The sequence below is a fragment of the Thalassobaculum sp. OXR-137 genome, assembly GCF_034377285.1.
Taxonomy (GTDB): Bacteria; Pseudomonadota; Alphaproteobacteria; order Thalassobaculales; family Thalassobaculaceae; genus Thalassobaculum.
This window is the reverse complement of record NZ_CP139715.1, coordinates 4,327,083-4,349,724: the sequence shown is the minus strand read 5'-3', so window position 1 is coordinate 4,349,724 and position 22,642 is coordinate 4,327,083. Positions and strand designations below refer to the sequence as shown.

20 protein-coding genes and 2 riboswitches are annotated in these 22,642 nt (G+C 68.5%); of the genes, 16 read left to right on the top strand and 4 right to left on the bottom strand.

Annotated elements, in window-relative coordinates; genetic code table 11:
- Nucleotides 1-40 precede the first annotated feature (40 nt).
- The gene (locus T8K17_RS20250) at nt 41-838 is read right to left on the bottom strand and encodes an SDR family oxidoreductase (RefSeq protein WP_322331540.1); all 798 of its coding nucleotides are present in this window, start codon (nt 836-838) and stop codon (nt 41-43) included.
- 296 nt (nt 839-1,134) lie between these two features.
- Between T8K17_RS20250 and T8K17_RS20245 the strand changes: the two genes are divergently transcribed.
- The 11 genes from T8K17_RS20245 to T8K17_RS20195 all read left to right on the top strand — a co-directional run bounded on the left by T8K17_RS20245 (nt 1,135) and on the right by T8K17_RS20195 (nt 12,763).
- On the top strand, nt 1,135-1,683 hold the full coding sequence (locus T8K17_RS20245) for a hypothetical protein (RefSeq protein WP_322331539.1): 549 nt from the start codon (nt 1,135-1,137) through the stop codon (nt 1,681-1,683).
- 210 nt (nt 1,684-1,893) lie between these two features.
- Complete coding sequence (locus T8K17_RS20240; RefSeq protein WP_322331538.1) at nt 1,894-3,339, top strand: Do family serine endopeptidase; 1,446 nt, start codon at nt 1,894-1,896, stop codon at nt 3,337-3,339.
- Nucleotides 3,340-3,421: 82 nt separating this feature from the next.
- Nucleotides 3,422-4,318, top strand: a complete 897-nt coding sequence (locus T8K17_RS20235; protein ID WP_322331537.1) for a LysR family transcriptional regulator — start codon at nt 3,422-3,424, stop codon at nt 4,316-4,318.
- A 148-nt stretch (nt 4,319-4,466) separates the two neighbouring features.
- Entirely contained in the window at nt 4,467-4,985 is a 519-nt protein-coding gene (locus tag T8K17_RS20230; protein WP_322331536.1) for a PAS domain-containing protein, read from the top strand.
- 66 nt (nt 4,986-5,051) lie between these two features.
- A riboswitch (TPP riboswitch) is annotated at nt 5,052-5,147 on the top strand.
- A gap of 38 nt (nt 5,148-5,185) precedes the next feature.
- A complete protein-coding gene (thiM, locus tag T8K17_RS20225) occupies nt 5,186-5,974 on the top strand; it encodes a hydroxyethylthiazole kinase (protein WP_322331535.1) in 789 nt (262 codons plus the stop codon).
- 94 nt (nt 5,975-6,068) lie between these two features.
- The gene (locus T8K17_RS20220) at nt 6,069-6,500 is read left to right on the top strand and encodes a GNAT family N-acetyltransferase (protein ID WP_322331534.1); all 432 of its coding nucleotides are present in this window, start codon (nt 6,069-6,071) and stop codon (nt 6,498-6,500) included.
- Between the two features lie 299 nt (nt 6,501-6,799).
- On the top strand, nt 6,800-7,285 hold the full coding sequence (locus T8K17_RS20215) for an NAD(P)H-dependent oxidoreductase subunit E (RefSeq protein ID WP_322331533.1): 486 nt from the start codon (nt 6,800-6,802) through the stop codon (nt 7,283-7,285).
- Nucleotides 7,282-8,838 (top strand): formate dehydrogenase beta subunit, encoded by a 1,557-nt coding sequence (locus T8K17_RS20210; RefSeq protein ID WP_322331532.1) that lies wholly within the window; start codon nt 7,282-7,284, stop codon nt 8,836-8,838. The genes T8K17_RS20215 and T8K17_RS20210 overlap by 4 nt, the downstream gene beginning before the upstream one ends.
- 10 nt (nt 8,839-8,848) lie before the next feature.
- Nucleotides 8,849-11,695 (top strand): formate dehydrogenase subunit alpha, encoded by a 2,847-nt coding sequence (fdhF, locus tag T8K17_RS20205; protein ID WP_322331531.1) that lies wholly within the window; start codon nt 8,849-8,851, stop codon nt 11,693-11,695.
- 13 nt (nt 11,696-11,708) lie between these two features.
- Complete coding sequence (fdhD, locus tag T8K17_RS20200; protein WP_322331530.1) at nt 11,709-12,539, top strand: formate dehydrogenase accessory sulfurtransferase FdhD; 831 nt, start codon at nt 11,709-11,711, stop codon at nt 12,537-12,539.
- The gene (locus tag T8K17_RS20195) at nt 12,536-12,763 is read left to right on the top strand and encodes a formate dehydrogenase subunit delta (protein ID WP_322331529.1); all 228 of its coding nucleotides are present in this window, start codon (nt 12,536-12,538) and stop codon (nt 12,761-12,763) included. The genes fdhD and T8K17_RS20195 overlap by 4 nt, the downstream gene beginning before the upstream one ends.
- Before the next feature lie 6 nt (nt 12,764-12,769).
- On the opposite strand, the gene T8K17_RS20190 is transcribed toward T8K17_RS20195, so the two are convergent.
- The 3 genes from T8K17_RS20190 to T8K17_RS20180 form a co-directional block, all read right to left on the bottom strand.
- Nucleotides 12,770-13,486, bottom strand: coding sequence for a GAF domain-containing sensor histidine kinase (locus tag T8K17_RS20190; RefSeq protein WP_322331528.1), 717 nt, complete (start codon nt 13,484-13,486; stop codon nt 12,770-12,772).
- Nucleotides 13,487-13,825: 339 nt separating this feature from the next.
- A complete protein-coding gene (locus T8K17_RS20185; protein ID WP_322331527.1) occupies nt 13,826-14,395 on the bottom strand; it encodes a DUF882 domain-containing protein in 570 nt (189 codons plus the stop codon).
- Nucleotides 14,396-14,477: 82 nt separating this feature from the next.
- A complete protein-coding gene (locus T8K17_RS20180; RefSeq protein ID WP_322331526.1) occupies nt 14,478-16,010 on the bottom strand; it encodes a L,D-transpeptidase family protein in 1,533 nt (510 codons plus the stop codon).
- A 101-nt stretch (nt 16,011-16,111) separates the two neighbouring features.
- Nucleotides 16,112-16,326, top strand: a riboswitch (cobalamin riboswitch).
- Between the two features lie 123 nt (nt 16,327-16,449).
- Here T8K17_RS20180 and T8K17_RS20175 point away from each other — a divergent pair.
- From T8K17_RS20175 to cbiB, 5 genes are read left to right on the top strand one after another with little or no spacing between them, the layout of a single operon-like run.
- The gene (locus T8K17_RS20175; RefSeq protein WP_322331525.1) at nt 16,450-18,375 is read left to right on the top strand and encodes a TonB-dependent receptor domain-containing protein; all 1,926 of its coding nucleotides are present in this window, start codon (nt 16,450-16,452) and stop codon (nt 18,373-18,375) included.
- Nucleotides 18,376-18,404: 29 nt separating this feature from the next.
- Nucleotides 18,405-19,208, top strand: a complete 804-nt coding sequence (locus T8K17_RS20170) for an ABC transporter substrate-binding protein (RefSeq protein ID WP_322331524.1) — start codon at nt 18,405-18,407, stop codon at nt 19,206-19,208.
- Nucleotides 19,205-20,215, top strand: a complete 1,011-nt coding sequence (locus T8K17_RS20165) for an iron ABC transporter permease (RefSeq protein WP_322331523.1) — start codon at nt 19,205-19,207, stop codon at nt 20,213-20,215. The genes T8K17_RS20170 and T8K17_RS20165 overlap by 4 nt, the downstream gene beginning before the upstream one ends.
- Nucleotides 20,212-21,684: a cobyric acid synthase gene (locus T8K17_RS20160; RefSeq protein ID WP_322331522.1), complete on the top strand. Its 1,473-nt coding sequence runs from the start codon at nt 20,212-20,214 to the stop codon at nt 21,682-21,684. Before T8K17_RS20165 ends, T8K17_RS20160 begins: the two co-directional genes overlap by 4 nt.
- Nucleotides 21,681-22,634 (top strand): adenosylcobinamide-phosphate synthase CbiB, encoded by a 954-nt coding sequence (gene cbiB / locus T8K17_RS20155; RefSeq protein WP_322331521.1) that lies wholly within the window; start codon nt 21,681-21,683, stop codon nt 22,632-22,634. Before T8K17_RS20160 ends, cbiB begins: the two co-directional genes overlap by 4 nt.
- Nucleotides 22,635-22,642: the final 8 nt, after the last annotated feature.

Sequence of the window (22,642 nt, the reverse complement as noted above, 5' to 3'; positions counted from 1 at the left end):
CGTCGAACTCTGATCGCAGAACTCTGACGGCCGGCCGCCCTCAGAACGGGTTGGTGACGATCCCGCCTTCGACCCGCAGGGCGGCGCCGTTGGTGGCGCTGGACGCCTTGGAACAGACATAGCAGATCATGTTCGCCACCTCTTCCGGCGTGGCGTAGCGCTGGATCAGCGACGCCGGACGCCGTTCGGTGAACATGGTCGAAGTCAGCGCCTCCAGCGTGGTGCCCTGGGCCTTGGCGCGGGCGGTCAGCCGCTCGTGCTGGGCCTCCACCCAGGTCGGACCCGGCAGCACAGAGTTGACGGTGACGTTGGTCCCCTTGGTCGCTTCCGACGCGCCGCGGGCGATCACCAGTTGCGCGCTCTTCGACATGCCGTAGTGCACCATCTCCTTCGGAATGTAGATCCCGGACTCGCTGGAGACGAAGACCACCCGGCCCCAGTCCTTGGTGTCCAGCATGTCCTTCAGGTAGTGCCGGGTCAGGCGAACGCCGCTCATCACGTTGACGTCGAACATCTCCTGCCAGTCCGCATCCTCGATCTCGAAGAACGGCTTCGGGCCGTAGATCCCCATGTTGTTCACCAGGATGTCGACGCTGGGCACTGCTCCGATCAACGCGGCGCAGCCTTCCGCGGTGCCGAGATCGGCAATCTGGCCATGGACGACGGCCGACGGAGCCGCCGCCAGCACCGCTTCCACCGCTTCCGCGACCGACGTCTCGCTGCGGCCGTTGACGACGACCTCGGCGCCCATGGAGGCCAGCCCCTTTGCGGTAGCCAGCCCGATGCCGCGGGTCGAGCCCGTGACCAGCGCGGTCTTGCCGGTAAGATCCAAATCCATGCGAGGCTCCCTCAATGTGTCGATTGCCATGCCGTTGGCGGCACGGGGTTCGCGCCAGCCTAGCCCAGGTGCCCGTCCCGTCACCATCCGGTGTCTGGCCCGCCGATTTCTCAATGTCCGGCGGTGATCTTCCCGGTATTCACAAGCCTTTCCCGAGTAAAGGGCCGCCGAATGCCCGGTACCGGGATCATCGTCCACTGGCCGATGTAAGTAATTTGCTAACCATTTATCTCTAACTTGAAGCGGGACATTCGATACAGGCGGGCCTCCACCGTCTCCATTGAGAGAGAAACCACATGGCTGTTGGCCCTCTCCATTCGACCCTGCGGCGGCATTCCTCGACCCAGTCCGTCGTCGAGGACACCGGACATCTCGTCGTCGGCGATCCGGTTCTGGTCTCGCCCATCGTGGCCCGCGGCTATGCAGCCTGGAAGGCGGCACGCTGCGACGAGGGATTGCCGCTGGCCGGCGGCCTCAAGGCGGAAGCGCTGTCGGACATCCTGCCCTATGTCTATCTGGTCGACGTCCTGTGGTCGGACGCCCATGCGGAGGTCGCCGACTTTCAGTACCGCTTGGTCGGAACCGACGTCGTCTTCCATACCGAGTCCGACAATACCGGTCGTCTCCTCTCCGAGATCGCTGGGCAGGGCAGCCAGGGCACGCTGATCCGCCTGTACCAGCTTGCCAGTGCCGCCGCGGAGCCGGCGGTGCAGCGCATCGCCTACCTGACGAAGACCGGATCGCGCCATTGGTACGAGACGATCGTCATGCCCATGGCGCTGGACCGCGGCGGCCCGGCAACCCGGCTCCTCGGGGTGGCGGAGCATTTCTCGCAGGCCGTCTGACCCGGTCTCTCAATCGCTAGGCGACGGGCTCCGGAGCGGTCGTAGGCCGACGACGCTGACACCTCGCCGCCACATCTGCCGCTAAATTGCCTTATCTCGGTCCGCGTCCTGAACAGATCGGCGCCTACTTGTGCCATCGACGGCGAAGGCGACGTTGACGAGACGGCCCGACGTCGCCCGCGCTCAACAAATCGATGGAGGGCAATTCAGATGACCCGTTCGAGAACGCGCGCCGGCTTCCGCGCGGCGCTTCTGGCGACCGCCCTGGTGGCGGCGCCGATGATCGCTCAGCCGATATTCGCGCCGAGCGTCGCATATGCCCATGGCGAACTTCCGGGCTCCTTCTCGGAGCTGGTGAAGAAGGCCAAGCCGGCTGTGGTGACCGTTCTGACCAAGACGTCCAGCGGTGCCCCGGAGGTCGGCGGCCAGCAGATCCCCGAACTGCCGCCGGGACACCCGCTGCACGATTTCTTCGACAAGTTCTTCGGCGGCCAGCCGCCGATGGGCCAGCAGCAACAGCCGCGTGAGGCCCGCGGTATCGGCTCCGGCTTCATCGTGGATGCCGGCGGTACCGTCGTGACCAATAACCACGTCGTCGACGGCGCCGAGGAGATCAAGGTGGTGCTGGACGACGGCACCGAGCTCGACGCCACCCTGGTCGGCCGCGACCCGAAAACCGACGTCGCCGTGCTCAAGGTCTCCAGCAAGACGCCGCTGCCGACGGTCCCGTGGGGCGACAGCGACGGGCTCGAGGTCGGCGACTGGGTCGTCGCCATCGGCAACCCGTTCGGCCTGGGCGGCACGGTGACCTCCGGTATCGTCTCGGCCCGCGGCCGCGATATCAATGCCGGCCCGTATGACGACTTCATCCAGGTCGACGCCGCCATCAACCGCGGCAATTCGGGCGGCCCGCTGTTCAACACCGATGGCCAGGTCGTCGGCATGAACACCGCGATCTTCTCGCCGAACGGCGGCAATATCGGCCTCGGCTTCTCGGTCCCGGCCAATCAGACCCGGGCCATCGTCGCCGAGATCCTGGAGAAGGGCACCGTGGAGCGCGGCTTCATCGGGGTTCGGATCCAGCCGGTGACGCCGGAGATCGCGGACAGCCTCGGCCTGTCGTCCCATGACGGGGCGCTGGTTGCCGATGTCGATCCCAGCGGTCCGGCCGGTCAGGCGGGGCTGAAGGCGGGCGACGTCATCCTGCGCTTCGGCGATGCCAAGATCGGCGAGGTCCGCGACCTGACCCGTGCGGTGGCCGACACCGATCCGGGCGAACGGGCCAACCTGACCGTCTGGCGCGACGGCTCCGGCCGCGACCTGGACATACAGGTCGGCACCTATCCGAAGGACGAGCAGATGGCGGAAGCGGCCACCGCTGCTCCCAGCACCAACGGCCTGGAGGTTGCGCCGCTCGGCGTCACCCTGGGTGACGAGGAAGACGGAGCGGTGGTCCTGTCGGTCGCTCCCGACGGCGCCGACGAGCTGCGGCCGGGCGATGTGATCGCCGCGGTCGGCCAGTCCCAGGTCGCCAATGCGAAGGAAGCCCGGGCCGCGATCGACGCGGCGAAGTCCGGGCACAAGAAGTCCGTGCTCCTGCTGGTCCGCCGCGACGGTCAGCAGCGCTACGTGGCGGTGCCGTTGCGCGACGCGTAAGTTACCGGCACCTTTAGGGCCGTGCACCGGGAGTGTCCCCTCGGTGTGCGGCCCTTTCACGTCGTGCCGGAGCGTCGCGTCCATGGATATCAGACAGCTCCAGTACCTCGTCGCGCTCGCCCGCGAGCAGCATTTCACCCGCGCCGCCGAGGCCTGCGGGATCACCCAGCCCACCCTGTCCGGCCGCATCCGCCAGCTCGAGCACGAGCTCGGCGTGCCGATCGTCCTGCGCGGCCAGCGCTATATCGGCCTGACCAACGAGGGCCAGCACATCCTGAAATGGGCGCAGCGCATCCTCGAAGACTGCGACAACCTCCGCGACGACCTCTCCGCCCTGTCCGGCGCGCCGGAGGGGCGGATGGTGCTCGGCGTCATCCCGTCGGCACTCGCCGCCGTGCCGCCGCTGACCGAACTGCTGCGCCGGCGCTTTCCGAAGCTGACCTTCAGCATCCGCTCGCAATCCTCCAAGGATATCGAACGGCATCTGGCGGAATTCTCCATCGATGCCGGCATCACCTATCTCGACAGCGAGCCGATCGACATTTCCTCCTCCCAGCCGCTCTATCGCGAGCGTTACCGGCTGGTGGTGCGCCAGGACCATCCGCTCGCCGGCCGCGACAGCGTGGCCTGGGGCGAGGCGGCCGAGCATGCGATCTGCGCGTTGACCCCCGACATGCAGAACCGGCGCATCATCGACCGCGCCTTCGCCAAGGCGGGCTGCCATCCGCATCCGGAGATCGAGAGCAATTCGGTGATCAATCTCTGCGCCTATGTGCAGACGGCCGGGCTGGTCAGCGTGCTGCCCGAGGCGCTGACCCGGGTGGTTGGGGAGGGCGCGGGCCTGCGGGCGATCCCGCTGGTCGATCCGGTGGTGGAACACATGATCGGCGTGGTCGCCCTGGACCGCGAGCCGATGTCGCCGCTGGTGGAGATGCTGCTGGAAGCGGCCAAGGGCTATCCGGACCTCGTGGCGCCCTAGCCGGCGATTTGCCGGAAGAGTTCGGCGACGAATCCCGGTCGGGGCGAGCGCGCAGCGACGGCGCCGGGGCCGGTTGTTTCGCTGTCCGACATGGCGTATAGCGGGACTGCTCCGGGTTGAAAAACCCCTATCCCAGAAAGGGATAACGATGGTTGTCACCTATGTGCGTCCCCTGCCGCGTAACATCTCCGACGGTTCGGGCTCGGCCGACGGGCCGAAGCCGGGTCGGTGGGATTGGACGGTCGCTCTCGTCAGCCCGATGCTGCAGGGGCTGCTGCGAACCTGGCGCGCGAAATGTCGCGAGGACGCGCTGCCGGCGCGCCGCGACTTCGACCCGCTGGACATGCGCGACGCCCTGGGCTGGCTGTTCGTCGTCCAGGCCGACCCCGATATCGACGATTTCCGCTACACCTTGATCGGGACCGAGATCACCGAGCAGGTTGGCCGCGACAACACCGGCCGCCATGTCGGCGAGGTGTTCGGACAGGCCGGACTCGAACTCTACCGCGAGGTCCGCGACACACGGCAGCCGGTGCGTGTTTGGGGCGTCGTCGACTGGCTCGATAAGGAGCACAAGTCCTACGAAACCCTGGTCCTGCCGCTGGCGGATGACGGCCACACCGTCGATCGCTTCATCGGCGCTATGGTCTTCGGGTCGAGCCGATAGCCTGCGCGGCAGGAACGATCATCCAAACGACCGTCTTGCGCACCGCCGGGGTCGGGACCACGTTCAGAAGACGCACGGGGGCGTCCGCATCTGCGGGCTGAGAAGCACCCTTCGAACCTGAACCGGATCATGCCGGCGGAGGAAGTTGCGGAGCCGCCCAACTCCGGCGGACCGCTGTCCCGCCCGGCGGAAAGGCACTCATGATCAAGCCCGGAACCCACCTGAAATCCCTGCGGGACACCGCCCCGCTGGTGCAGAACATCACCAATTTCGTCGCGATGAACGTGGTCGCCAATGCCCAGCTCGCGGTCGGCGCGTCGCCTGCCATGGTGCATGCATTGGAGGAGGCGGGCGAGTTCGCCGGGATCGCCGGCGCGCTAACGGTGAATATCGGCACCGCCGATGCCGGCTGGGAATCATCCATGGTCGCCGCCGCCCAGGCCGCGTCGGCAGCGGGCAAGCCTTGGGTGCTCGACCCGGTGGCGGTGGGGGCGACCGGCTTCCGCAACCGGCTGGCCGCCCGACTGCTGGCGCTCAACCCGACGGTGCTGCGCGGCAATGCCTCGGAGATCCTGGCGCTGAGCGGGGCCGTCGCCAGCGGCAAGGGGGTGGACGCGGGCGATCCGGTCTCTGCCGCCGAGAACGCCGCCCGGCATCTGGCCCAGCGCACCGGCGGCGTGGTCGCGGTCAGCGGCGCGGTCGATTTCGTCACCGACGGCGAGCGCGCCCTGCGGATCGAGGGCGGTCATGCGCTGATGGGCCGGGTGACGGCCATGGGCTGTGCGCTGACCGGCGTGGTCGGTGCGTTCCTGGTCGGCCAGGATCCGTTGGCGGCGACGGTTGCCGCCCATGCCTGTTTCGGCCGCGCCGGTGAGATCGCGGCCGAGCGGGCCGAGGGGCCGGGCAGTTTCGGCCCCGCTCTGATGGATGCGCTCCATGCCATGACCCCGGACCGGCTCGACGCCGAGGCAAGGATCGAGGCGGTCTGATCCTTGGCCCGATGCGATCCCGCCCGCTTGGGCCTCCGGCGGCTCGGTGTCTTCGCGGTATGCACGGATGCTGTGCGATATCGGGAGGCAGGCGATGGCGATCGAGTGGAGCCAGTCGGTAGAGGATGTGGACTGGCAGGAGTTGGCGGATCTGGTCCGCGCGGCCCCGCTGGGCGACAAGACGCCGGAGTTCCTGCGCACGGTGTTCACCAACAGCCTGCATCGCGAGTTCGCCCGCGAGGACGGCCGGCTGGTCGCTGCCGGGCGGGCGCTGTCGGACGGGGCGGACTGCGCCTATCTGGCGGATATCGTCGTGCATCCGGACATGCAGGGGCAGGGATTGGGCGGCACGGTGATCCGCCGGCTGCTGGAGCGGGTGCGCGATCACCGCAAGATTCTGCTCTACGCCGTGCCGGGCAAGGAGCCGCTGTACCGGAAATACGGCTTCCGGCGGATGACCACGGCGATGGCGATCTTCGAAGACCAGGAAGCGAAGATCGAGCAGGGGTATCTGAGCGCGGAGTAGGGGGCGCTCGGCCATGGGCCGGGTCCCGGCCGGTCTCCGGATCGAGTCCGGAGTTCGCCGGGATGACGGTGACGGGAAATAAATAGTGTCGTCATCCCGGACGATCCCGGGCTTGATCCGGGGGCGGGCCGGGACCTAGTGGATGCTCCGACCGCGATTTTCTCCCGCGCTGCACCATAGAGCGCGTCTATCACCGCATTGAATCGTCCGATTTGACCGCAACTTGCGGCTGAGCCCATCGTGCCCGGAACACTGCGCCGTGTCGGTCGACAGTGCTGGTGAATGGGAGACAGGCACGGATGATCGAGGCTGAAAACGCACCGCCGCCGGCGGGAGCGGTTGCCGAGGCGACCGCGATCTGCGCGCGCCATGGCAACGACCCCGCCGCCCTGCTGGAGATCCTGCACGATCTGCAGGAGGAGACCGGCTTCGTGCCCGAGGCGACCCTGCCGGCCATCGCCAGCGCCCTCAACCTGTCCCGCGCCGAGGTCCACGGCGTCGTCAGCTTCTACCACGACTACCGCCGCGCGCCGGCCGGTCCCGTCGTCGTCAAGCTGTGCCGGGCCGAGGCCTGCCAGTCCATGGGCGCCCTGGCGCTGATCGAGACGGTCTGTGCGGCCCGCGGGATCAAACTCGGCGGCACCTCGGAGGACGGGGTGACCATCGAGCCGGTCTATTGCCTGGGCAATTGCGCGCTCGCCCCCGCCGCCATGGTCAACGGTCGGCTGGTCGGTCGCGCCGATGCCGCCCGCCTCGATACCGCCGTGCGGGAGGCCCGCTCATGACCGCCGTCCTCTACGTCCCCCGGGATTCCGCCGCGCGCTCCGTCGGGGCTGATGCCGTCGCACAGGCCATCGCCGACGAGGCCGCCGCCCGCGGTGCCGACGTCAAGATCGTGCGCAACGGCTCGCGCGGCATGTTCTGGCTGGAGCCGCTGGTCGAGGTCGAGACCGCCGCCGGCCGCGTCGCCTACGGGCCGGTGGCCGCCGAGGACGTGCCGTCTCTGTTCGACGCCGGCCTGCTCGCCGGAGACGGCCACCACGCCCTGGCGCTCGGCCTCACCGAGGAGATTCCCTTCCTGAAGCATCAGGAGCGTCTGACTTTCGCCCGCGTGGGCGTGATCGACCCGCTGGATCTCGCCTCGCTCAGCGCCTGGGGCGGGCTCGACGGGCTGAAGGCGGCGCTGGAGATGGACGGTGCGGCGATCTGCGCCGCCATCGCCGAGTCCGGCCTGCGCGGCCGCGGCGGTGCGGGCTTCCCCGCCGGCATCAAGTGGAAGACGGTCCACGACCAGCCGACGGGCCAGAAATACATCTGCTGCAACGCCGACGAGGGCGACAGCGGTACCTTCGCCGACCGCATGATCATGGAGGGCGACCCCTTCACCTTGATCGAAGGCATGGCGATCGCCGGCCTCGCGGTGGGGGCGGAGGACGGCTACATCTACATCCGCTCCGAATATCCCGACGCCATCGCGACCATGCGTGCTGCCGCCGAGCTGATGGAGCAGGCCGGCTGGCTGGGTGCCGATATCGGCGGCAGCGGCAAGACCTTCCGTCTGCATGTCCGCCGTGGGGCCGGCGCCTATATCTGCGGCGAAGAGTCGTCGATGCTGGAGAGCCTGGAGGGCAAGCGCGGCACCGTGCGGGCCAAGCCGCCGATCCCGGCCATCCACGGCCTGTTCGGCAAGCCGACCGTCGTCAACAACGTGCTGACGCTCGCCACCGTGCCGGTGATCCTGGCCAAGGGCGCGGACTACTACAAAGGCTTCGGCATGGGCCGCTCGCGCGGGACCAAGCCGTTCCAGCTCGCCGGCAACATCAGGCATGGCGGTCTGGTGGAGAAGGCCTTCGGCGTCACCCTGCGCCAGCTCATCGAGGAGTTCGGCGGCGGTACGGCGTCGGGCCGGCCGTTCCGCGCGGCCCAGGTCGGCGGCCCGCTCGGCGCCTATGTCGACGCGGCGATGCTCGACCTGGAGACCGACTACGAGAATTTCGCCGGTAACGACGCGATGCTCGGCCATGGCGGCATCGTGGTGTTCGACGACAGCGTCGACATGGCGGCGATGGCCCGCTTCGCCTTCGAGTTCTGCGAGATCGAGAGCTGCGGCAAGTGCACCCCCTGCCGGATCGGTGCGGTGCGCGGCAAGGAGACGGTGGAGAAGATCCAGCGCGGTGAGAATGTGGACGCCAATCTCGAGCTGGTGGCGGATCTCTGTGAGACCATGCGCGACGGCTCGCTCTGCGCCATGGGCGGTCTGACGCCCATGCCGGTGCTGTCTGCCATGCGTCTGTTCCCCGAAGACTTCAACACCACGCCCCTGATGGCGGCCGAATAGGAGAGAACGGATGGCCCTTCTCAAAGAGACCGATTTCGGCACGCCCGCCAAGCAAGGCGCTCCGGTCACCCTGACGATCGACGGGGTCGAGGTCACCGTGCCCGAGGGCACGTCGATCATGCGCGCCGCCACGCAGATCGACCGGCCGATCCCGAAGCTCTGCGCCACCGACAGCCTGGCCCCCTGGGGCTCCTGCCGCATGTGCCTTGTGGAAGTGGAAGGGGTTAAGGGCACTCCCGCCTCCTGCACCACGCCGGTGCGCGCCGGCATGGTCGTCACCACCCAGAACGACCGCCTGGCGAAGATCCGCAAGGGGGTGATGGAGCTCTACATCTCCGACCACCCGCTGGACTGTCTGACCTGCTCGGCCAATGGCGACTGCGAATTGCAGGACATGGCGGGCGCAGTCGGCCTGCGGGAGGTGCGCTACGGCATGGACGGGGCGAACCATTTCGCCGGGGAGAGCCGCAAGCCGGTCGACACGTCCAACCCGTACTTTCAGTTCGACCCGGCAAAGTGCATCGTCTGCTCGCGCTGCGTTCGGGCCTGCGAGGAGGTGCAGGGCACTTTCGCCCTGACCATCGACGGCCGCGGCTTCGCCTCCATGGTCTCGGCCGGCACTCAGATCGACGATTTCTTCTCCTCCGAGTGCGTGTCCTGCGGCGCCTGCGTCCAGGCCTGCCCGACCGCCACGCTGATGGAAGCCTCTGTCGTGGAGAAGGGTGTGCCGACCCGCTCGGTTGAGACCACCTGCGCCTATTGCGGCGTGGGCTGCTCCTTCAAGGCGGAGCTGCAGGGCGACAAGGTCGTGCGCATGGTGCCGCAGAAGTCCGGCGGCGCGAACGAGGGGCATTCCTGCGTGAAGGGCCGCTTCGCCTGGGGCTACGCCACCCATAAGGACCGGGTGACCACCCCGATGGTGCGCGAGAAGATCACCGATCCGTGGCGCGCGGTCTCCTGGGACGAGGCGATCGGCTTCGCCGCCGACCGGTTCAAGAAGATCCAGGCGGAGCATGGGAAGGGTGCCATCGGCGGCATCACGTCGTCGCGCTGCACCAACGAGGAAGTCTACGTCGTCCAGAAGATGATCCGGGCCGCCTTCGGCAACAACAACGTCGATACCTGCGCCCGGGTCTGCCACTCGCCGACCGGCTACGGGCTGAAGACCACCTTCGGCACCTCGGCCGGCACCCAGAACTTCAAGTCGGTGGAGAAGGCGGACGTCATCCTGCTGATCGGCGCCAACCCGACCGACGGCCACCCGGTCTTCGCCTCGCGCATGAAGAAGCGGCTGCGCGAAGGGGCGCAGATCATCGTCCTCGATCCGCGGCGCATCGACCTGGTGAAGTCGCCGCACATCAAGGCGGCCCATCACGTCCAGCTCCGTCCCGGCACCAACGTGGCGGTGATGAATGCGCTGGCGCACACCATCGTCACCGAAGGCTTGGTGGACGAGAAATTCGTGGCCGAGCGCTGCGAGGATGCCGATTTCGAGCGCTGGCGGGCCTTCGTCGCCGAGGAGCGCAACTCCCCGGAAGCCCTGGCCGAGCGCATCGGCGTCGAGCCGGAGACCCTGCGCGCCGCCGCCCGCCTCTTCGCCACCGCCGGCAACGGGGCGATCTATTACGGCCTCGGGGTGACCGAACACAGCCAGGGCTCGACCATGGTCATGGCCATGGCCAACCTCGCCATGGCGACCGGGAATATCGGCCGCGAGGGCGTGGGCGTAAATCCGCTGCGCGGCCAGAACAACGTGCAGGGCTCCTGCGACATGGGCAGCTTCCCGCATGAGTTCCCCGGCTACCGCCACGTCTCCGACGACGCCACCCGCGCGCTGTTCGAAAAGGCCTGGGGCCGGCCGCTGCTGGCCGAGCCGGGGCTGCGCATCCCGAACATGCTGGCCGCCGCCATCGACGGTACCTATCGCGGCATCTTCATCCAGGGCGAGGACATCGCCCAGTCCGACCCGAACACCGTGCATGTGACGGCGGCGCTGGAGGCGATGGATTGCGTCGTCGTGCAGGACCTGTTCCTGAACGAGACCGCCGGCTACGCCCATGTGTTCCTGCCGGGCACCTCGTTCCTGGAGAAGGACGGCACCTTCACCAATGCGGAGCGGCGCATCAACCGGGTGCGCCCGGTGATGAAGGAGGCGACCGGCCTCAGCGAGTGGGAGGCGGTCTGCCGCCTCGCCAACGCCATGGGCTACGGGGCCATGTCCTACGCCTCGGCGGCCGAGATCATGGATGAGATCGCCGCCCTGACGCCGACCTTCGCTGGGGTCAGCCATGCCCGGCTCGACGGCGGCGCGTCGCTGCAATGGCCGGTGACCGACGCCGCGCCGGACGGTACGCCGACCATGCACCGTGACGGCTTCGTGCGCGGCAAGGGCCGGTTCATGGTGACCGAATACGTCGCCACAGACGAGCGCACCAACCGTCACTTCCCGCTCATCCTGACCACCGGGCGGATCCTCAGCCAGTACAATGTGGGCGCCCAGACACGGCGCACCGAGAACGGCCGCTGGCATCCGGAGGACATCCTGGAGATCCACCCGCACGACGCCGAGGAGCGGGGGATCGGCGAGGGCGACATGGTCAGCGTCGGCTCGCGCATCGGCGCCACCGCCCTGCGCGCGACCATCACCGACCGGGTGCCCCAGGGCGTCGTCTACACGACCTTCCACCACCCGGTGAGCGGCGCCAACGTCATCACCACCGAGTATTCCGACTGGGCGACCAACTGTCCTGAATACAAGGTGACGGCGGTGCAGGTGAGCAAGTCGAACCAGCCCTCCGACTGGCAGGAGCACTTCCGCGACGTCCATGAGCGCCAGTTCGTGGTGGCGGCGGAATGAGCGGGAGCGCGTGATGGAGATCCGGCGCCTCGACGGCTCCGCGAGCGACGTCTCGCCCAAGGTCACCGGCACGCTGCTGACGGAGGACGGTGTGCGGCCGCAGGCCTGGCAGGTGCCGGAGGAGACGCCGGTCGCCGTGCTGGTCAACGGCGACAGCTTTGCCGTGATGATGGCGACCCCGGCCGATCTGGAGGATTTCGCCGTCGGCTTCGCGCTGACGGAAGGCATCGTGCCCTCGGCGGCCAAGATCGAGAGCCTGCGGATCGGTGAGGCGGGGGACGGCTACCTGCTGAACCTGCGGGTGGCGGAGCGCTATGCCGACGCCGCCCAGGACCGCAAACGCTCCATCGCCGGCCGCTCCGGCTGCGGCATCTGCGGCGCCCAGACCATCGAGGCCGCCGTGCCGCGCCCACCGCGAGTGCAGGGCCGCACGCCGGAGGCCGAGGCGCTGACTCGCGCCTATGACGCTTTGCGCGACGTCCAGGTGATGAACCGCTCCAACCACTCCACCCACGCCGCCGCCTTCTGCGCTTCGGACGGGACAATCGAGCGGGTGCGCGAGGATATCGGCCGGCACAACGCCCTGGACAAGCTGATCGGTTCGCTCGCCCGCGACGGAAGGGACGCCCGCGGCGGCTTCATCCTGATGTCGAGCCGGATCAGCGTGGAGCTGGTTCAGAAGGCGGCCATCGCCGGCGCGCCGTTCCTGGCCGCGGTGTCGGCGCCCAGCAAGCTGGCGATCGACGTGGCCGGCCGCTGCGGGATGGGGCTGGCGAGCCTCGCCGCCGAGGGGATCATGGTGTTCGAGCCCGGCACCGGAACACGCACGGAGAAGGTGGCATGAAGCGCCAGGATATCGTCCGCATGGCGAACCAGATCGCCGACTTCCACAAACCCTATCCCAGGGACGAGGCGGTGGCCGGGGTCGCCCAGCACATCATCGATTTCTGGGATCCGCGGATGCGCGCCGATCTCGCCGCTCAGCTCGCCGAGGACGAGGCCGGGTTCAATGAGCTTGCTCTGGCAGGGGCCAAGCGCGTCGTGGCCGGGCAGCCCGCCCAAGCCTGATTCCGGTCAGCCTTCGCAGGCCTGGGGTTCGTCGAGCAGCCGCCCCAGGGTCTCGGCCAGGTCGCGGCCCGAGCGGGCGATGATGTCCAGATATTCCTGAGCCCGCTGCGGGTCGCCATCGTAGATCCCGCTGCGCAGCACCTCGGAGAAGCCGATCACGGCGTTCAGCGGCGTCCGGATCTCGTGGCTGACCTGGGCCGAGAACATGCTGGTCGCCCGCCGCACGTCGGCGCGCAGCAGCCGGTAGCGCATCAGGTCCATGACCGTTTCGGCCAGATCCGACAGGGACGCCATCTGGTCGTCGGTGAACTGCCGCGGCCGCGTGTCGATGACGCAAAGGGAGCCGAGCGCGAGCCCGTCTTCGGTGATCAGCGGCACCCCGGCATAGGCCCGGATATGCGGTTCTCCGGTCACAAGGGGATTGTCCATGAAGCGGGAATCCTCCAGCGCGTCCGCGACCACCATCGGGGTCCGCTGCAGGATCGTGTAGGAACAGAACGCCATGTCGCGCGTCGTCTCGCTGATGGACAGCCCGCAGATCGACTTGAACCATTGCCGGTCCCGGTCGACCAGGGAGACGGAGGCGATGGGGGTCTCCATGATCCGGGCCGCCGCCCGTGAAATCCGGTCGAAGCCGGCTTCCGGCGGGGTGTCCAGAATCTGGAACCAGATCAGCTCAGCGAGCCGATCGTTCTCGTTGCTGGGAAGGGGGACGCTCAACATGCCGGTCCGACCATTGTCCTATGCAAGGTCCGGGAGGGCTCAAGGAGAGCGCCGGAGCTGCAGATATTACGGATTTGTACGATCCTCATTTTACTAATTTATCTATAAATTTCGTTAAATTTCAAACGTTCTGACAAACGAGAAAAAGTCTTTTAAAACTTGAAGATGTTTGGGATTTGGCGAATGGGAGCCGATATTTTGACGGCTCGGCCCCGGCCGCCTGCGCGGGTTCGAAATCGAACCCCGCAGTCTCGCGGCCGAGGAGATGCGCCATTGCGCAACGTCGCCCGATCGTCGCCGTGCCGGGAAAGCCCGGACAGGCGGGGTGAGGAGGGGCTGTTACGCCCCCCAAGTCCTCGGCGCGCCGCAGTCGATATGGACGAAATTGGACCGGGAATAGAGCCCGACGCCGCCGCGGTTCATGGCGATCGCCGCCTTGCCGACGGTGCTCACCCGCATCCCCGGCACGCGGATGTCCAGGGCCATGCCCTGCATGTGGAGGCTGCGCTTGGCCACGCCCGACGTGCTGGCGCGCAGCGCCTCGTTGGTCTTGGCCGAGCGGTAGCCGCAGATGATGCCGATGCGCTGGGTGATGCCCAGCCGGACCGACAGGTCGTGGAGATAGTCCAGCACCCGGGGGTCGATCGCGTGGACCGACCCGTCGTGGTGGTCGCGCAGGATGTAGCTGATCTTCCGCAGAGCCTCGGTGTCGTATCGGCCGTTCCGGAAATAGGTGATGTCGAGCCGCTCGTCGGTATGCAGGTGCTCGATCTTCAGCTTGCGGGTGTCATGGGCGGCGACAATGGCCGAGCGCGCCGGCGTGCCGCCGGTCATCAGAAGCGCCAAAGCGCCCAGGGCCGCCCGCCGCGTAACCCGGCGTCGGGGCGAGGAAGCGAAGTGTTCCGTCATGTCCGATGGTCTCCGAGGCGCCGTGGCGCGAGAAAACCTCTTTCCTTCGGTTTGCGACTCCGTGCAAGCGTTTTTGTCGGCGTCAGCGCAAACCCAGGGCCTTGGCCAGGAGGGGGTCCCGCCCGTAGATATCGTCGCGGAATTCGGCCGTCCCACCCTCGCCGATCCAGGCCGTCAGATAGGTCAGATGGACGGCCACGGGGGTCTTCAGGTTGACCCGTGTCGTCTTCTTGCTGTCGAGGATCTTGCGGACCTGTGCGGGGTCCTGGCCGTCCGCCGCCAGCATCACCTCCGACAGTGTGATCGGCTTCTGCAGCCGGATGCAGCCGGAACTGAAATTGCGCACCGACTTGGCGAAGAGGTCGCGCGCCGGCGTGTCGTGCAGGTAGACGTCGAACTGGTTGGGGAACATGAACTTCACCTGGCCGAGCGCGTTCTTCTCCCCCGGCGCCTGGCGCAGGCGATAAGGGAACCGGCCCTTCGGGATCGAGGACCAGTTCACCGTCGCCGGATCGATCCGCGGCGCGTCGTTCTGATAGCCGGCATAGAGCTCGTAGCCGCCGGAGGTCAGGTAGCTCGGGTCCTTCTTGATCTTCGGCAGCAGATCCTCGGCCGCGATCTTCGCCGGCACGCTCCAGGTCGGGTTGAACTCCAGATATCGGATCCGGTCGCTGAAGATCGGCGTCTCGCGATAGGGGCGGCCGATGATCACCCGCATGGTCAGCCGGGAGACCCCGCCGACCACATAGTCGAGCTCGAACCCGGCCATGTTGACGAAGACGTGGTCGTCGCCGAAATCGTCCGGCATCCAGCGGAACCGTTCCATGTTCAGGACGATCTGCCGGATCCTGTTCTCCACCGGGACGTTCATGGCGGCCACGGTCTTGGCGCCGACCGCGCCGTCCGAATCGAGCCCGTGGCGGCGCTGGAACTGGCGCACCGCGCTTTCCAGGGCCGGGTCGTACAGATCGGAGGCGCCTGGGACCGGGGTGAGGTCCGCCGTGGCGGCCAACCGGTGACGGACGGCGGAGACACGCGGGTCGGTCATGCCGGGCTTCAGGGTCGGCCCCTCCGGTACCGCGGGCCAGCCGCCGGCCTTGGCCAGCGCCCGGTAGTCCAGCAGCAGACGGCGCAGGCGACGGTAGATCGGATTGCCCGGCGCCAGATCGGCCATCGCCTTGGCGGTCTCCGGCGCGGCGTGCACCGCCTCCAGAAGGGCGAGACCGTCGACCTCGCGCCGGAACACGTACAGGTCGGGGTCGGCCTTCTTCGGGGCGATGCGTCCGGCCTGCAGGTCGGTCAGGTAGCGCAGCAGGGCCCGGCCGACCTCCCGGTCCAGGGCATCCGGCGTGTCGACCGCGGGCAGGGTGTAGTCGGACGGGCGCAGGCCCTGACGCTCGGCCCGTTCCAGGACCCGGACGACGGCAGCACCCTTGGCGTTGAGGGTGGGAACCTCGGTTTCCTCCACCCAGGCGTGCCCGTCGCCGCGAGCCGCCAGAAACGCCTCGACGACGGCCTCCGGATCCGGCGTCTGCGCCACGGCGGGCGCCGCCAGGGCCAGGAGAAGCGCCAGCAGGCCGACGACGGCGGATTGGATCTTGATCTGGACTGTCATCAGAGGCTTCCGGGTTCCGGTGGTCTTCAGGACGCATGGTTCCCAGTAACCCTAAGGGCTGAAAGGGAAGATTGACAGGCCCACCCCCCGACCGTAGCGTCCGGCCGTCAATCGCATGTGGTGTCCCGACCCATGATCTGGGGTCGGGATGAAACGGGAAGCCGGTCAGACTCCGGCACTGCCCCCGCAACGGTAGGCGAGGTTGATCCGCCGCAAGACGCCACTGTGCCGCCTGGCATGGGAAGGCGCGGTCGGATCGGGGCCCCTGGGCCCGGCCTCGCAAGTCCGGAGACCGGCCACGGCGTGAAACCTCGATATCGCGGGGCGCGATGATCGGGGTCGGCCGTGGCGCATGACCCGTGGCCGTCCCCCGTCCGTCCAGCTCCTCGATGTCTCTTTAGCAACGCCGCGCGGGTGTGCGCCGGACGAGGAGAATGCCATGACTTTCCAGAACCGCCCGATATCGGGCCGATCCCTGAGGGGGGCAGCGCTGATCGCCGCGCTGGTGGCCGCCGGTGCGCTGCCGGTCCAGGCCCAGCAGGCTAAGGCGCAACAGCTCGCGGCCGGCGAGCGCGCCACCGTCGCCACCTCAAACGAGGTCGTTGTCACCGCCTCGCGCATCGCCGAGACGGCCGACGAGACCCTGGCCCCGGTCAGCGTCGTCACCCGCGCCGAAATCGAGCGCCGGCAGATCCGGTCCGTGCCGGACGCTCTGCGTCAGGTGCCGGGCCTGACCCTGAGCAACAACGGCGGCGTGGGCAAGGCGACCTCGGTCTTCCTGCGCGGCACCGAGAGCGACCATGTCCTGGTCTTGATCAACGGCGTGAAGGTCGGCTCGGCCACGCTCGGCACGTTCAACTTCGAGAGCCTGTCGATCGACGACGTGGAGCGGATCGAGGTGGTGCGCGGTCCGCGCTCGCATCTCTATGGCTCGGAGGCGCTGGGCGGCATCATCCAGATCTTCACCCGCAAGCCGACGGACGCCACCCACGCCCATGCCAGCGTCGGCTACGGCAGCAACGACACGATGGAGGGCACCGCCGGCTTCTCCGGCCGGGCCTCCGGCATCGGGTTTTCGGCGAGCACGAATTACATCCGCACCGACGGGATCAACTCCTGCGGCAATGGCACGGCCATCCCCGGCGGCGGCTGCTTCGCCAACCAGCCCGACAAGGACGGCTTCGAGCGCAGCTCGGTGACGGGCGGACTGGACTACGCTTTCTCCAATGGTATCAAGGTGGAAGCGACCGGTCTTTATGCGACGAGTGAAAACGAATACGACGGATCGGCCTCGAACGAGTCGGAATCGGTGAACTACGTTCTCGGGCTGCGTGCCCTGGCGTCTCCGACCGACTATTGGGACGTGACCGCCTCGGCGGGTCATACGGTGGACGACAGCGACAATTTCTTCGACGGCACCTATCAGTCGACGTTCAAAACAGAACGCAACGTCTTGTCTTTGCAGAACGATCTGTACCTGTTGCAGGATCACGTCACGACCCTGGGCGTGGATTTCCAGCGCGATCAGGTCGACAGCGACACCGGGTATGTGGAGGACAGCCGCGACAATACCGGCGTCTTCGCCCAGCACCGGGCCGAGTTCGGTCGCCACACGGTGCAGCTCAGCGGCCGCGTGGACGAAAACGAGCAGTTCGGCGGCTACCTGACGGGCGGTGCCGCCTACGGCTACCGCATCACCGACAACCTGCGGGCCACCGCCTCCTACGGCACCGCGTTCAAGGCGCCGTCCTTCAACGAGCTGTACTATCCGGGTTTCGGCAACGCGGACCTGGATCCGGAAATGTCCGAGAGTGCGGAGATCGGCCTCGCGGCGACGGTCGGCGGCTTCGAGCTGGGGGCCAACCTCTTCCATACCGAGATCGACGACCTGATCGCCTACGACAGCTCGATCTTCGCCCCGGCGAACGTGGACAAGGCGCGGATCACCGGCCTCGAGCTGACCGTGTCGGGCGAGGTGGCGGGCTTCCTGCTCTCCGCCGGCGCCACCTTCCTCGATCCGGTGAACGCTTCCGGCGGGGCGAACGACGGCAACCTGCTGCCGCGCCGGGCCGAGCAGGTCTACACCCTGTCCGTTGACCGCGAGCTCGGCGGGCTCGGCCTGGGCTTCGGCGAGTTCGCGGTGGGGGGCGACGTGCACCACGAGAGCGAGCGCTACGACGACCTTGCCAACACCCGGACGCTGGACGCCTACACGACGGTCGATCTGCGGGCGAGCTGGGATGCGACGGAGAACTGGGGCGTGGGTTTCACCCTCTCCAACATCTTCGACGAGGACTACAAGACGGCGTCCTTCTACAACCAGCAGGGCCGGGCGGGCTTCCTGCGCCTGACCTACCGGCGCTAGCCGCGATGGGACGGACGGCGCTTGTCCTGTTGGCCGGCCTGCTTCTGGCGGGACCGGCTGTGGCGGCGCCGTCCGAGCCTGCCGTGGTGTCCATCGACTACTGCGCCGACCAGTATGTGCTGGCTCTGGCCGACCGGGCGCAGATCCACGGGGTGTCGCCCCGCGCCCGCCAGGCCTTCTCCTATCACCGTGACCGTGCCGCCGGCGTGCCGGTGATCGAGCCGGTGTCCGAAGCGGTCCTCTTCGCCGCGCCGGATCTGGTGGTACGCTTCTGGGGCGGCAACCAGCGTCTGGTGTCGATGCTGGACCGCACCGGGGTCGACACGGTGAACATCGTCTACGGCCATGACAGCGAGACCATCTTCGCCAATCTGACCAAGGTGGCGGCGGCGCTGGGCCGGACGGAGGAGGCCGCGCGCCTGATCGCCGACCAGCGCGACCGCATGGCCGCCCTGGAGGCCAAGCCGCGTCTGGGTCTGCGCGCCCTCTATCTGACGCCGAGCGGGACCACCGGCGGGACCGGCACGGATATCGACGGGATGATCCGCCTTGCCGGGTTGGAGAACATGGCGGCCGAGCTCGGCTATCGCGGCTGGCGCACGCTGTCGCTTGAGGAACTGGTGATGAACCCGCCGGACGTCTTCATCGGCAGCTTCTTCGACGACCGCGACGTGGCCCGGTCCTCCTGGTCGCCGGCCCGCCACCCGCGTCTGGCCGCGATGATGGGCGAAGTGCGCACGGTGCCGGTGCCGGGCCGGTTCCTGTCCTGCAGCGGGCTGTTCTCCGTCGATGCCGCCGAATATATCCGCGCCACCCTGGACGGGACGCGATGAGCGCCCGGTCGGTCGAAATCGGCGACAGGGTCCTGCTGCCGGTGCTGGCCGTGGTGCTGGTGGCCGTGGCGCTGGTGTCCCTGTGCATCGGCGCGGCGCCGCTTGCACCGGCCGATGTGCTCTTCGTCCTGGGCGGCGGCGGCGCCGAGGTGGAACGCATCATCGTCTTCGAACTGCGCCTGCCCAGGGTGGTGCTCGGTATCCTGCTGGGCGCGGTGTTGGGCTTTTCCGGTGCCGCCCTGCAGGGCCTTCTGCGCAACCCGCTGGCCGATCCCGGCGTGATCGGCGTGACGGCGGCGGCCGGGTTCGGCGCGGTGGTGGCGATCGGCTTCGGCCTCGCGGCGGTGTCGGTCCTGCTGGTGCCGATGGCGGCCATCGCCGGCGCGGCGGTGGCGACGGTGCTGCTCTTCGCCGTGGCGGCGCGCAACGACAGCCTGCTGGTGCTGATCCTGACCGGCATCGGCATTTCCAGCCTGGCGACTGCCCTGACCTCGCTCGCCTTCAACCTGGCGCCCGACCCGATCACCCTGCGCGACATGATCCTGTGGCTGCTCGGCTCCCTGGAGAACCGCACGACCACTGACCTCGCGATCGCCACCCCCTTCGTTCTCATCGGCTGGGCCGCCATGGCGACCATCGGGCGCGGCCTGGACGCGCTGAGCCTGGGCGAGGAGACCACCCGCTCCCTGGGAATCGACGTCGCCCGTCTGCGCTGGCGGGTGGTGCTCGGCGTGTCGGCCTCGGTGGGGGCGATGGTGGCGGTCTGCGGCGCCGTCGGCTTCGTCGGTCTGGTCGTCCCGCACATGGTCCGGCCCTTCGTCGGTTACCGGCCCGGCCGGGTGCTGGTCGCGAGCGCCCTGGGCGGCGCCGTCCTGATCACCGTGGCCGACCTGCTCACCCGCATCCCGACCGGCGGCGAACGGCTCCAGCTCGGCGTGGTCACCGCCCTGATCGGCGCGCCGGTCTTCATCTGGATCGTGCAGCGCTCCTGGATGGCCGGACGATGACCGGTAAGGCGCTCATGCTTCAGGGCACCGGCTCCGATGTGGGCAAGTCGGTGCTCACCGCCGGTCTGTGCCGGGCCTTCGTGCGGCGCGGCATGACCGTGCGGCCGTTCAAGCCGCAGAACATGTCGAACAACGCCGCCGTGGCCGAGGATGCCGAGGACGGGGCAGGGGAGATCGGCCGGGCCCAGTGGCTCCAGGCCCTGGCCTGCGGCGTGGCGCCCAGCGTCCACATGAACCCGGTCCTGCTCAAGCCGAACAGCGATACCGGCTCCCAGGTCGTCCTGCGCGGCCGGGCGCTGGAGGTGGCGGAGGCGCGGCAGTATTGGGGGACGCGCGGATCGCTGCTCGCCCCGGTGATCGAGAGCTTCGAGCATTTGAAGGCCCAGGCCGATATCGTCGTGGTGGAAGGTGCGGGCAGTGCGGCCGAGGCCAACCTGCGCCGGGGCGACATCGCCAATATGGGCTTTGCAGTCCCCACCCGCACTCCGGTGGTCTTGGTCGGCGACATCAACCGGGGCGGGGTGATCGCCGCCCTGGTCGGGACCCAGGCGGTGCTCGACGCCGCCGACCGGGAGACGGTCGCCGGCTTCATCGTGAACCTGTTCCGCGGCGACCCGCGCCTGTTTGACGACGGCCTCGCCATGATCGTCGAGCGCACGGGCTGGCGCAGCTTCGGCGTCGTGCCCTTCCTGCCGCAGATCAAGGCGCTGCCGGCGGAGGACGCGGTGGTGCTCGAGCAGGGCCGGGCGGGGGAGGACGGACGCACCGTCGTCGCCGTGCCGATGGTCGCCCGCATCGCCAATTTCGACGATCTCGACCCGCTGCGCGCCGATCCGGCCTTCGACGTACGCTTCTGTCCGCCGGGCACGGCCCTGCCGGGCGACGCGGCGCTTGTGGTGCTGCCGGGGACCAAGTCGACCCTGTCCGATCTCCGTTTCCTGAAGGCCCAGGGCTGGGACATTGACATCCGCGCCCATGTGCGGCGCGGCGGCCGGGTGCTCGGCCTGTGCGGCGGCTACCAGATGCTCGGCACCTGGGTGCGCGACCCGAAGGGGATCGAAGGGCCGGCCGGCGAGGAGCCGGGGCTGGGCCTGCTCGACGTGGAGACGGTGATCGAGCCGGCCAAGACCGTGCGCAACGCGACCTGCCGCTGCACCCTGCTGGACGCCGAGGCCACCGGCTACGAGATCCATGCCGGCCGCACCACCGGGCCGGGACTGGCGCGCACCTTCCTGGAGCGCGACGGCGAGACCATAGGCATCCTGTCGTCCGACGGGCTGGTGGTCGGATCCTACCTGCACGGCATGCTCGGCGACGATGCGTTCCGCGCGAAGTACCTGCAATTCGCTGGGCTGAGCGGCACGCCGGGGCTCCGCTTCGCCGATCAGGTCGAGGCGGCCCTGGACGCGCTGGCCGAGGCGCTGGAGACGCATCTGGACGTGGACGCGCTGCTGGAGGCCGCCCGGTGAGCGCGCTGGTCGTCGCCGGGGCGATGGTGCTGGATGCCGTCACCGGCGATCCCCGGTCGCTTTACGACCGTATTCCCCACCCTGTCACCCTGATGGCCCGGCGGTTGACGGAACTGGAGACCTGGCTGAACCGGCCCGAAGATACCGACCGCCGCCGCCGGACGATGGGGGTGATTGCTCTTGCCGTTTATGTCTCCGCCTGGACCTTGGGCGGCCTTCTCGTCACCCGGTTCCTGGACGGGCAATTGGGAACGCTGCTGACGATCGCGCTGGCCTCCACCCTGCTGGCCGGCCGCGACCTGTTCGACCATGTGGGCGCCGTGGCCAAGGCGCTGGCCGGGACCGAGGACACGACTGCGGCGCGCGAGGCGGTGGGCCGGATTGTCGGCCGCGAGACCGCCTCTCTCGACCGTCCCGCCATCGCCCGCGCCGCCATCGAGAGCCTGGCGGAGAACCTGTCCGACGGGTTCGTCGCCCCGGTCTTCTGGTTCGCCGTCGCCGGGTTTCCCGGACTCGTCGCCTACAAGGCGATCAATACCGCCGACAGCCTGATCGGCCACCGCAGCGAGCGGTATCGCGCCTTCGGCTGGGCGGCGGCCCGGCTGGACGATCTGGCCAACTGGATCCCGGCCCGCATCACCGCCGCCCTGTTGTGCGCGGCGGCCCTGAAGGAAGGCCGGACGGGCGAGGCGTGGACCACCGCCCGGCGCGACGCGGCCCTGCACCTGTCGCCCAATGCGGGCTGGCCCGAGGCCGCCATGGCCGGGGCGCTGGGCATCCGGCTCGGCGGGCCGCGCCGCTACGGCACCGAGCAGGTCGACGGCGCCTGGTTCGGCACCGGCCGTGCGGAGGCGGACGCCGCCGACCTCTCCCGCGCCCTGCAGATCGCCCGCCGGGTCTGGATCGGCCTGATCCTCGCCGCCCTGGCCGTCGCATTCATCTTCGACTGAAAAGGAAG

Excerpts from the sequence above, each read along its gene's own strand:
- T8K17_RS20190 (WP_322331528.1), bottom strand. The coding sequence starts at position 13,486 with ATGTTGAGCGTCCCCCTTCCCAGCAACGAGAACGATCGGCTCGCTGAG.
- T8K17_RS20230 (WP_322331536.1), top strand. The coding sequence starts at position 4,467 with ATGGTTGTCACCTATGTGCGTCCCCTGCCGCGTAACATCTCCGACGGT.
- T8K17_RS20235 (WP_322331537.1), top strand. The coding sequence starts at position 3,422 with ATGGATATCAGACAGCTCCAGTACCTCGTCGCGCTCGCCCGCGAGCAG.
- fdhD (WP_322331530.1), top strand. The coding sequence starts at position 11,709 with ATGGAGATCCGGCGCCTCGACGGCTCCGCGAGCGACGTCTCGCCCAAG.
- T8K17_RS20240 (WP_322331538.1), top strand. The coding sequence starts at position 1,894 with ATGACCCGTTCGAGAACGCGCGCCGGCTTCCGCGCGGCGCTTCTGGCG.
- fdhF (WP_322331531.1), top strand. The coding sequence starts at position 8,849 with ATGGCCCTTCTCAAAGAGACCGATTTCGGCACGCCCGCCAAGCAAGGC.
- T8K17_RS20175 (WP_322331525.1), top strand. The coding sequence starts at position 16,450 with ATGACTTTCCAGAACCGCCCGATATCGGGCCGATCCCTGAGGGGGGCA.
- T8K17_RS20185 (WP_322331527.1), bottom strand. The coding sequence starts at position 14,395 with ATGACGGAACACTTCGCTTCCTCGCCCCGACGCCGGGTTACGCGGCGG.
- T8K17_RS20245 (WP_322331539.1), top strand. The coding sequence starts at position 1,135 with ATGGCTGTTGGCCCTCTCCATTCGACCCTGCGGCGGCATTCCTCGACC.
- T8K17_RS20220 (WP_322331534.1), top strand. The coding sequence starts at position 6,069 with ATGGCGATCGAGTGGAGCCAGTCGGTAGAGGATGTGGACTGGCAGGAG.
- T8K17_RS20160 (WP_322331522.1), top strand. The coding sequence starts at position 20,212 with ATGACCGGTAAGGCGCTCATGCTTCAGGGCACCGGCTCCGATGTGGGC.
- T8K17_RS20250 (WP_322331540.1), bottom strand. The coding sequence starts at position 838 with ATGGATTTGGATCTTACCGGCAAGACCGCGCTGGTCACGGGCTCGACC.
- thiM (WP_322331535.1), top strand. The coding sequence starts at position 5,186 with ATGATCAAGCCCGGAACCCACCTGAAATCCCTGCGGGACACCGCCCCG.
- T8K17_RS20165 (WP_322331523.1), top strand. The coding sequence starts at position 19,205 with ATGAGCGCCCGGTCGGTCGAAATCGGCGACAGGGTCCTGCTGCCGGTG.
- T8K17_RS20180 (WP_322331526.1), bottom strand. The coding sequence starts at position 16,010 with ATGACAGTCCAGATCAAGATCCAATCCGCCGTCGTCGGCCTGCTGGCG.
- T8K17_RS20215 (WP_322331533.1), top strand. The coding sequence starts at position 6,800 with ATGATCGAGGCTGAAAACGCACCGCCGCCGGCGGGAGCGGTTGCCGAG.
- T8K17_RS20195 (WP_322331529.1), top strand. The coding sequence starts at position 12,536 with ATGAAGCGCCAGGATATCGTCCGCATGGCGAACCAGATCGCCGACTTC.
- T8K17_RS20210 (WP_322331532.1), top strand. The coding sequence starts at position 7,282 with ATGACCGCCGTCCTCTACGTCCCCCGGGATTCCGCCGCGCGCTCCGTC.